Genomic DNA, 7,817 nt, shown 5'->3' with positions numbered 1-7,817 from the left:
ACCATGTTCCACGCAGAAGCCCGTGCCGGGTATGACGCTGCCATCTGCCTCTATCACGACCAGGGACTGATCCCGGTGAAAACCCTCGATTTTCATGGCGGCGTGAATATCACCCTTGGCCTGCCCATCGTTCGCACCTCTCCCGATCATGGAACGGCTTTTGATATTGCCGCCTCCCTGACCGCGCGGCCGGACAGCCTGATCGCCGCCATCCGGGCGGCTGGCGAGATTTCAGGACATCGTTCGGCATGAGCGAGGACCGCCTGCCGCCCCTGCGCGAGGTTATTGCCGCGCATGACCTTGGGGCCAAGAAGAGCTTCGGCCAGCACTTCCTGCTGGATCTCAACCTGACCCGCAAAATCGCCAGCCTCGCCGGCGATATGAGCGATACGGCCGCAATTGAGATCGGCCCCGGCCCCGGTGGACTTACCCGCGGCATTCTCGAACATGGGGTCAAGCATCTCACGGTCATCGAAAAAGACGCGCGCTTTCTCGGCGCGCTAGGCGAGATACGCACGGCCTACCCCGGGCAGATGGATATTGTTGAAGCGGACGCGCTTGAAGTGGACGAAGCCGGCGTACTCGCGCCCGGGCGCCGGGTCATATTATCCAACCTGCCCTATAATGTCGGCACGCTTCTGCTGATCAAATGGCTGGAGGCAAAGCCATTATGGTGGGCCCGCGCCGTCCTGATGTTCCAGCGCGAAGTCGCGGATCGTATCGTGGCCCGGCCCGGCGAAAAAGCTTATGGCCGCCTCGCTATCCTCGCCCAGTCGGTGTGTGAGGCCCGTATGGGGCTGAAAGTCCCGGCGCGCGCTTTTACCCCGCCGCCCAAGGTCGATAGCGCTGTTGTCGTGCTGACGCCAAGGCCTGAGGCGGAGCGCTTCGCGGATCTCAAGGCACTGGGCATTGTGACCGGCTCGGCTTTCGGCCAGCGTCGCAAGACATTGCGCAAGAGCCTCGCGCAGGCGGCCTCAAAGACGACCCAAAACGCCGATGAATTGCTTGAGAGTGCCGGTATTGACCCGGGTGCTCGCGCGGAGACGGTGTCGATCGAAGCGTTTCAGACCCTGGCCCAGGTCTGGCGCAAGGCTACTCGTCCATAAGCGCGTCGACGAACTCGCCCAGCCAGGGATGCCGGTTCCGCTTTAATCGTTCCGCGTGGAGGATCTCGTTGAGCTTTTCCAGCGCCCGGGCGAAATCATCATTGACGATGACATAGTCGTATTCGTGCCAGTGCGAGATTTCGTCCTTGGCCCGGTCCATACGGCCCTTGATGACTTCTTCGGTATCCTGCCCGCGCTTGCGCAGACGGTCTTCCAGAAGCTCCAGCGAGGGCGGCAGGATGAAGATGCGCACGGTATCGTCCGGCGCCTGGGCCGCGACCTTCTGGGCGCCCTGCCAGTCAATATCGAAGATGACGTCCCGGCCCTCATCAATCGCTTCCATCACCGGCGTTTTCGGCGTGCCGTAATAGCGACCGAAGACCTCAGCCCATTCGAAGAAGTAATCCTCCTCGCAGCGCTGCTTGAATTCCTCAACGCTGACGAAGTCATAGTCCTGCCCGTTGATTTCACCAGGACGCGCCGGCCGCGTTGTCGCGCTGACCGAGAGCACAACGTCCGGGTTCTGGCTCAACAGGCGTTTGGACAGGGTCGTTTTGCCGGCCCCGGACGGGCTCGACAAGGCGATCAGAACGCCGCGCCGGCGGCCCCGGAAAATCGGACCGGAATAACCGTCACTCGACATTCTGGATCTGCTCCCTGAACTGGTCGATTGTGTTCTTCAAGGCCAGCCCTGTCTGGGTTAGCGAAGAATCGGAGGACTTCGAACATAAGGTGTTCACCTCACGATTAAACTCTTGTGACAGGAAGTCGAGTTTACGCCCCACCGGGGAGCCCTTGGCCAGCAGTTCACGCGCCGCCTCGATATGGGCGCCCAGCCGGTCCAGCTCCTCGCGGACATCCATTTTCACCGCTAACACAGCCGCCTCGGAAGCGAGCCGGTCCGGCTCGATACCGCCGTCGACGAGCTCATCGAACTTGGCCGCCAGACGGTCCCGGATGGCCTCCATGCGAACACTGTCATTGGCCGCAGCCTCGCCCGTCAGGCGCTCAATCTCGTCGACATGGCCGGCCAGCAGCGCGCCCATGGCCTCGCCTTCGACTGCGCGGGCCTCCAAGAGACCGCTGATCGCTTCACCGAGCCCTGCAAGGCAGGCCTTGTCGAGAACGTTCTGCTCAGCCTCGGAGCGCTCGGCCTGGCTCTCCAAGACACCGTCTACGGCCAGCAATCCGTCGAGCCGCGGGGCGGCAATGCGTCCCTCAGCGAGCCAGGGCTTGGCAGCCTCGAGCAGAGCATTGATGCGATCGGAGTTGAGCCCTCCCTGCACCGTACCGGCTTCACTCTTCAGCGTCAGCGAAGCCTGGACATTGCCGCGGGTAAGCGCCTTCTTCAGCTTGTCCCGCGCCGGGATATCCAGCCGATCATAACCCGCCGGCAGGCGCAGGCGCATTTCAAGTCCGCGGCCATTGACCGAGCGGACTTCCCAGCTCCACACCACGCCGGACGCACTGCCGGAGGACCGGCCAAAGCCGGTCATGCCCATCACAGCAGCCATCAGCGACCCGCCTGACGGCGTTCGCGCTCGATGCGGCGCCAGCGTGCCACATTGCGGCGATGCTCGGCATAGGTCTCTGAGAAGGCGTGCCCGCCAGTGCCGTCGGCAACAAAGAAGAGCGCCGTGATGTCAGCCGGGTTCAGAACAGCGGCAATGCTTTCCCGTCCCGGATTGGCAATCGGCGTCGGCGGCAGGCGCGAGATCTGGTAGGTGTTCCAGGCATTATTCTCATTGTCGATTTCCGAGCGGCGCAGCCCCCGGCCCAGCGGTTCCCCCTGGGATATGCCGTAGATGATGGTCGGATCGCTCTCCAGCCGCATGCCGCGACGCAGGCGATTGACAAAAACAGCAGCGACTTCGGGACGCTCCGCGGCCACACCGGTCTCTTTCTCGACGATGGAAGCGAGAATGATGGCTTCTTCGCGCGTTTCGAAAGGCAGATTCTCCTGGCGCAGAGGCCAGAGCTCATCGAGCAGCTCCTCCTGGGCGCGTGTCATGCGGTCAATCAGGCTTTGCCGGTCCGTATCGCGGGTGACGAGATACGTCTCCGGCAGAAGCGAACCTTCCGGCGGTACATCGCCAATCTCGCCGGACAGAACGTCAGCGCCCTGCAGCGTGCGCACGATCATGGCGCTGGTCAGGCCTTCCGCAAAGGTAATCGGGTGCTGCACCGTACGGCCGGAGCGCAACAGTTCGTAGATCTGCGCCATGGAGGCTTCAGCCGGTATTTCATACTCGCCGGCGCGCAGGGAACGATCGCCCTCATCCAGCGTGATCATGACGCGGAAAATGCGGGCGTCGGAGATCAGACCTTCGCGTTCGAGCTGCTCGCCGATACGAATGAGGCCCGCGCCGCGCGGCAAGAGCACGGTCTCGGCCGTAAGGCTCGGACCGGGCGCGGCAAACTCGCTCTGCAGCCAGCGATAGCCGCCATAGAGCGCGCCCGCGCCGATTAGCGCGAGGGTGATGATGGCAAGGCCGATCCAAAGCAGAATACGCTGCCAGCCGCCGGGCGCTTTTTGTGCCTCTGGCTCACTCATAGCCAATTCCCCGGTTTGTTAGTCTGCTGCGACGAATACCACGGAAGCATTCGTGCCGCCGAATCCGAACGAGTTGGACAGTACCGCGTCGACGTCTTTCTTCACCGACTTGTTGGCGGCAAGATTAATGGCCGTTTCAACCGACGGATTGTCCAGATTCAGCGTCGGCGGGCATTCGCCGTCACGCATGGCCAGGATGGAGAAAATCGCCTCCACCGCACCGGCGGCGCCCAAGAGGTGCCCGATCGCCGATTTGGTCGAGGACATGACCAGACCGTCAGCCGCATCGCCGAACAGGCGCTCGACGGCGCGCAGCTCGATCTCATCGCCCTTGGGCGTCGAGGTGCCGTGCGCATTGACATAACCGATATCGGAAGGCTCCAGGCCCGCATCCTTGAGCGCGGCGCGCATGGAGCGGAAACCGCCATCGCCATCATCCGCCGGAGCAGTGATGTGGTAGGCGTCGCCGGACAGGCCATAGCCCTTTACCTCGGCATAGATCTTGGCGCCACGCGCCTTGGCCGCCTCGTATTCTTCCAGAATGACGACACCGGCGCCCTCGCCCATGACAAAGCCATCACGGTCCTTGTCATAGGGGCGTGATGCGCCTTGCGGATTGTCATTGAAACCGGTCGACAAGGCACGCGTGGCGATGAAACAGCCAAAACCGAGGCGGCAGACAGCGGCTTCCGCACCGCCGGCGACCATCATGTCGGCATCGCCGCGGGCCACCAGACGCGCAGCATCGCCGATGGCGTGCGCCCCGGTCGAACAGGCCGTGACCACGGCGTGGTTAGGCCCTTTCAGGCCATGCTTGATCGAAACCTGCCCCGAAACGAGGTTAATCAGCATGCCTGGAATAATAAAGGGAGAGAGGCGTTTCGGCCCCTTCTCGTGCAGCAGGATGGAGGCGTCATAGGTGGTCTGCAGCCCCCCGATGCCCGACCCGATCAAAACCCCGGCGCGTTCCTGCGCCTCTTCGTCGGCAGCGGTCCAGCCACTGTCCGCGATCGCCTGATCGGCTGCTGCAATGCCGTAGATGATGAAATCGTCTACGCGCTTTTGATCCCGTGGAGACATGGTCTCGTCCGGATCGAAGACGCCGGGCATGTCAGCATGCCCGCCGCCGCGGCCGTCGACGCGTGGAACCAGACCCGCGATCCGGCAAGCCAGATCCTCGGTCTCGAAGTGCTCGATCGGGCCGAGACCGCTATCGCCGGCCAGAAGACGGTTCCAGACCGTTTCCTGACCGGTGCCAAGCGGTGTGACCAGACCGATGCCCGTAACAACGACACGGCGCATCGAAAAAGTCTTTAGCCGACCTTCTCGGAGATAAACTTGACGGCAGCACCGACCGTCTGGATGTGCTCAGCTGCGTCGTCCGGAATTTCGATGTCGAATTCTTCTTCGAACGCCATCACGAGCTCAACATTGTCCAGGGAGTCAGCGCCCAGATCGTCGATGAAGCTCGCATTTTCCGAAACCTTTTCGGCTTCGACATCGAGATGCTCAACAACGATTTTCTTAACGCGCTCGAGAACGTCAGACATTTCATACCCTCATTATGAATCACCGCACGACTATAGCGGCGAAGGAAAGGACGGGAAGCGTTGTTTCAGGCTGCTCCCCGCGGATGCGCGGGCACCTAGCACACTTCCCAGTCGGTGACCAGAACAGCGCACTACCCCAGTGCCCGCAGGATTCAAAGCTAAATCATCGCCATGCCGCCATTGACGTGCAGCGTCTGGCCGGTGACGTAACCGGCCTCAGCGCTCGCCAGATAGACGACGGCAGAAGCGATATCCTCACCGGAACCGAGGTCACCGGAGGGGATTTTGGTCAGGATGGCAGAGCGCTGCTCGTCATTGAGCACGTCCGTCATCGGTGAAGCGATAAAGCCCGGAGCGACGCAGTTCACGGTGACACCGCGAGCCGCGACTTCCTGGGCCAGCGACTTGGAAAAGCCGATCATGCCGGCTTTGGAGGCACAGTAATTGGTCTGCCCCGGATTGCCGGTGACCCCGACAACCGAGGTGATACCGACGATACGGCCCCAACGCGCCTTCATCATGCCGCGCAGGGCGGCACGGGTGAGGCGGAAATAGCTTTCCAGATTGACCTTGATGACCGTTTCCCAGTCCTCATCCTTCATGCGCATGAGCAGCTGGTCACGGGTGATGCCGGCATTGGCCACGAGAATATCCATCGAGCCCATGGCTTCCGCGGCCTGTTTCGGCAGCGCGTCAACAGCGGCCGCGTCGGACAGGTTGGCCGGCAGAACATGGACGCGTTCACCCAACTCGCCCGCGAGCTCCTGCAGCACGTTTTCACGCGTACCGGACAGGGCCACGGTCGCACCGCGCGCATGCAGCGCCTGGGCGATGGATTTGCCGATACCGCCGGTGGCGCCAGTGACGAGGGCGTTCTTGCCCGTAAGATCAAACATGAAAGAGCTCCGACTGCTTCTTCTCAACTAAGGCCAAGGCCGCGTCCAAGACGCCAGCCCCTCCGCTATCCCGAATATTACGAACCACCCGAGCAATGTCGGGTAGGTCCATTGTGTCCGCGCCAGGACGAATAAGGCGACGGTCACGAAAAGTCCAAGCCAGCCCGATTCCGCGAAAACTGCGATAACCCCGCCGGCGATCCATGCTGACGCGTCTAATCCGCGAGCGCGCCACAACCTTTGTCTATTGTCCCCTTGCTTGGCAGCAACGAGGGTGCGCACGAGAGAAACGTAATCGTCCTGATTACGTTCCGTCCCCATCCTTTACACAGTCTCCTTGAGAGAAGTCGCAAAGGCTTCCAGGTCGGCGGCGCTGTTGAGCGGTGCGCCCTTGGCCTCTTTCGTGGTGCGCTTGAGCATGGTGGAGAGCACCTTGCCGGCGCCGGCTTCCGCGAGGGTGGTGATGCCGCCCTCTTCCACCATCCACATCACGCTTTCGCGCCAGCGCACACGGCCGGTGACCTGCTCAACCAGCTGGCGGCGGATGGTCTCGACATCATCGGTCGGGCGCGCAGTGACATTGGCGACGACCGGTACGGCGGGTGCGTTGATCGTGGCGCCGGCGAGCGCTTCGGCCATGGCGTCGGCAGCCGGCTGCATCATCGGGCAATGGAAAGGTGCGGAGACCGGAAGCTTCATCGCCTTCTTCAGACCCAGCTCGCCGGCCTTGGCGATGGCCGCGTCAATCGCGGCGGTGGCACCGGAGATGACGATCTGGCCCGGGGCATTATCATTGGCGATGGCGCAGACACCGGCTGCAGCGCCGGCGGCAACGGCCTGGGCTGCGAGGTCTTCATCCGCCCCCAAAAGCGCCGCCATCGTCCCCTCACCGACCGGAACGGCCTTCTGCATGGCCTGACCGCGCAGTTTGAGCAGTTTGGCCGCATCGGCAATCGACAGCGAACCGGCAGCCGCCAGAGCGGAATACTCACCAAGACTATGACCGGCGACAAAGGAAGCCGCGGTGACGTTTACGTCAAAGTCGTTTTCCAGCACCCGCATGACGGCCAGGCTGGCAGCCATCAGGGCCGGCTGCGCATTCTCCGTCAGGGTGAGCTCTTCGATGGGCCCGTCAGCCATCAACGCGGTGAGGTTTTGACCCAGCGCCGCATCGACCTCGTCAAAGACGGCTTTGGCCGCACCAAATTGAGCGGCAAGTTCCTGGCCCATACCCACGGCCTGCGAGCCCTGGCCGGGAAACACAAAGGCGAGTTTCATTGAATTTCTCTTCCCTCGACTTGAATTGAACGCTCGATAGCCCCTGTTCCCACCCGGATGCAAGCGCCCTTGCGGCTTGCACTGTGCAAACCTTTGCGCTATGGGCCGCGCTTCGCTTGGTTGCGGTCTGTCTCCGCGTCACGTCTTGCATGGTGCAAGGTGGCGGGAACAGAGCCACCGCGGACCTGCCCGACCCTTCGGCTTGGTCTGCGCCGCATCCGCTTATGAAGGGAGCCGAAATGGCACTTTACGAGCATATCTTCATCGCGCGTCCGGACATTTCCCCGGCGCAGATGGAATCTCTTATCGAAGAGACCAAGACCCTCATCGAGGAAAAAGGCGGCAAAGCCGGCAAGACCGAATACTGGGGTCTGCGCAATCTCGCCTATCGCATCAACAAGTCGCGCAAGGGTCATTACGGCCTGATCGACAT

At 62.2% G+C, this 7,817-nt stretch carries 10 protein-coding genes; 3 read left to right on the top strand and 7 right to left on the bottom strand.

From position 1 onward, the window contains the following. Positions 1 to 252, top strand: a 252-nt coding sequence (locus Q1V57_RS15150) for a 4-hydroxythreonine-4-phosphate dehydrogenase PdxA (RefSeq protein WP_300532505.1), incomplete at its 5' end; no start/stop codon positions are given. After that, positions 249 to 1,106 (top strand): 16S rRNA (adenine(1518)-N(6)/adenine(1519)-N(6))-dimethyltransferase RsmA, encoded by an 858-nt coding sequence (gene rsmA / locus Q1V57_RS15145; RefSeq protein ID WP_300532503.1) that lies wholly within the window; start codon positions 249 to 251, stop codon positions 1,104 to 1,106. The genes Q1V57_RS15150 and rsmA, both read left to right, overlap by 4 nt. Here the strand turns inward: rsmA and gmk are convergent. From gmk to fabD, 7 genes are all read right to left on the bottom strand, one after another. Next, positions 1,093 to 1,749 carry a guanylate kinase gene (gene gmk, locus Q1V57_RS15140; RefSeq protein WP_300532501.1) on the bottom strand — a complete coding sequence of 219 codons (657 nt, stop codon included), beginning with the start codon at positions 1,747 to 1,749 and terminating at the stop codon, positions 1,093 to 1,095. The genes rsmA and gmk overlap by 14 nt on opposite strands. Then, the gene (locus Q1V57_RS15135; RefSeq protein WP_300532499.1) at positions 1,739 to 2,620 is read right to left on the bottom strand and encodes a YicC/YloC family endoribonuclease; all 882 of its coding nucleotides are present in this window, start codon (positions 2,618 to 2,620) and stop codon (positions 1,739 to 1,741) included. Before Q1V57_RS15135 ends, gmk begins: the two co-directional genes overlap by 11 nt. Continuing rightward, positions 2,620 to 3,660, bottom strand: coding sequence for an endolytic transglycosylase MltG (gene mltG / locus Q1V57_RS15130; RefSeq protein WP_300532497.1), 1,041 nt, complete (start codon positions 3,658 to 3,660; stop codon positions 2,620 to 2,622). Before mltG ends, Q1V57_RS15135 begins: the two co-directional genes overlap by 1 nt. Positions 3,661 to 3,678: 18 nt before the next feature. Then, a complete protein-coding gene (gene fabF, locus Q1V57_RS15125; RefSeq protein WP_300532495.1) occupies positions 3,679 to 4,962 on the bottom strand; it encodes a beta-ketoacyl-ACP synthase II in 1,284 nt (427 codons plus the stop codon). Between the two features lie 11 nt (positions 4,963 to 4,973). Further along, on the bottom strand, positions 4,974 to 5,210 hold the full coding sequence (locus Q1V57_RS15120; protein WP_300532494.1) for an acyl carrier protein: 237 nt from the start codon (positions 5,208 to 5,210) through the stop codon (positions 4,974 to 4,976). Between the two features lie 158 nt (positions 5,211 to 5,368). Further along, positions 5,369 to 6,106 carry a 3-oxoacyl-[acyl-carrier-protein] reductase gene (gene fabG, locus Q1V57_RS15115; RefSeq protein WP_300532492.1) on the bottom strand — a complete coding sequence of 246 codons (738 nt, stop codon included), beginning with the start codon at positions 6,104 to 6,106 and terminating at the stop codon, positions 5,369 to 5,371. A gap of 324 nt (positions 6,107 to 6,430) precedes the next feature. Next, complete coding sequence (fabD, locus tag Q1V57_RS15110) at positions 6,431 to 7,384, bottom strand: ACP S-malonyltransferase (RefSeq protein WP_300532490.1); 954 nt, start codon at positions 7,382 to 7,384, stop codon at positions 6,431 to 6,433. A gap of 239 nt (positions 7,385 to 7,623) precedes the next feature. Between fabD and rpsF the strand changes: the two genes are divergently transcribed. Continuing rightward, positions 7,624 to 7,817 (top strand): 30S ribosomal protein S6 (gene rpsF / locus Q1V57_RS15105; protein ID WP_300532488.1); only part of this gene is annotated, 194 nt, incomplete at its 3' end.

Source organism: Maricaulis sp. (assembly GCF_030149425.1).
Classification (GTDB): Bacteria; Pseudomonadota; Alphaproteobacteria; order Caulobacterales; family Maricaulaceae; genus Maricaulis.
Note: the sequence above shows the minus strand (reverse complement) of the source record. Positions and strands in the feature narration are given on the sequence as shown.

Bases quoted from the DNA above. Each gene is read 5' to 3' on its own strand.
- rsmA (WP_300532503.1), top strand. From the start codon at position 249: ATGAGCGAGGACCGCCTGCCGCCCCTGCGCGAGGTTATTGCCGCGCAT.
- gmk (WP_300532501.1), bottom strand. From the start codon at position 1,749: ATGTCGAGTGACGGTTATTCCGGTCCGATTTTCCGGGGCCGCCGGCGC.
- Q1V57_RS15135 (WP_300532499.1), bottom strand. From the start codon at position 2,620: ATGGCTGCTGTGATGGGCATGACCGGCTTTGGCCGGTCCTCCGGCAGT.
- mltG (WP_300532497.1), bottom strand. From the start codon at position 3,660: ATGAGTGAGCCAGAGGCACAAAAAGCGCCCGGCGGCTGGCAGCGTATT.
- fabF (WP_300532495.1), bottom strand. From the start codon at position 4,962: ATGCGCCGTGTCGTTGTTACGGGCATCGGTCTGGTCACACCGCTTGGC.
- Q1V57_RS15120 (WP_300532494.1), bottom strand. From the start codon at position 5,210: ATGTCTGACGTTCTCGAGCGCGTTAAGAAAATCGTTGTTGAGCATCTC.
- fabG (WP_300532492.1), bottom strand. From the start codon at position 6,106: ATGTTTGATCTTACGGGCAAGAACGCCCTCGTCACTGGCGCCACCGGC.
- fabD (WP_300532490.1), bottom strand. From the start codon at position 7,384: ATGAAACTCGCCTTTGTGTTTCCCGGCCAGGGCTCGCAGGCCGTGGGT.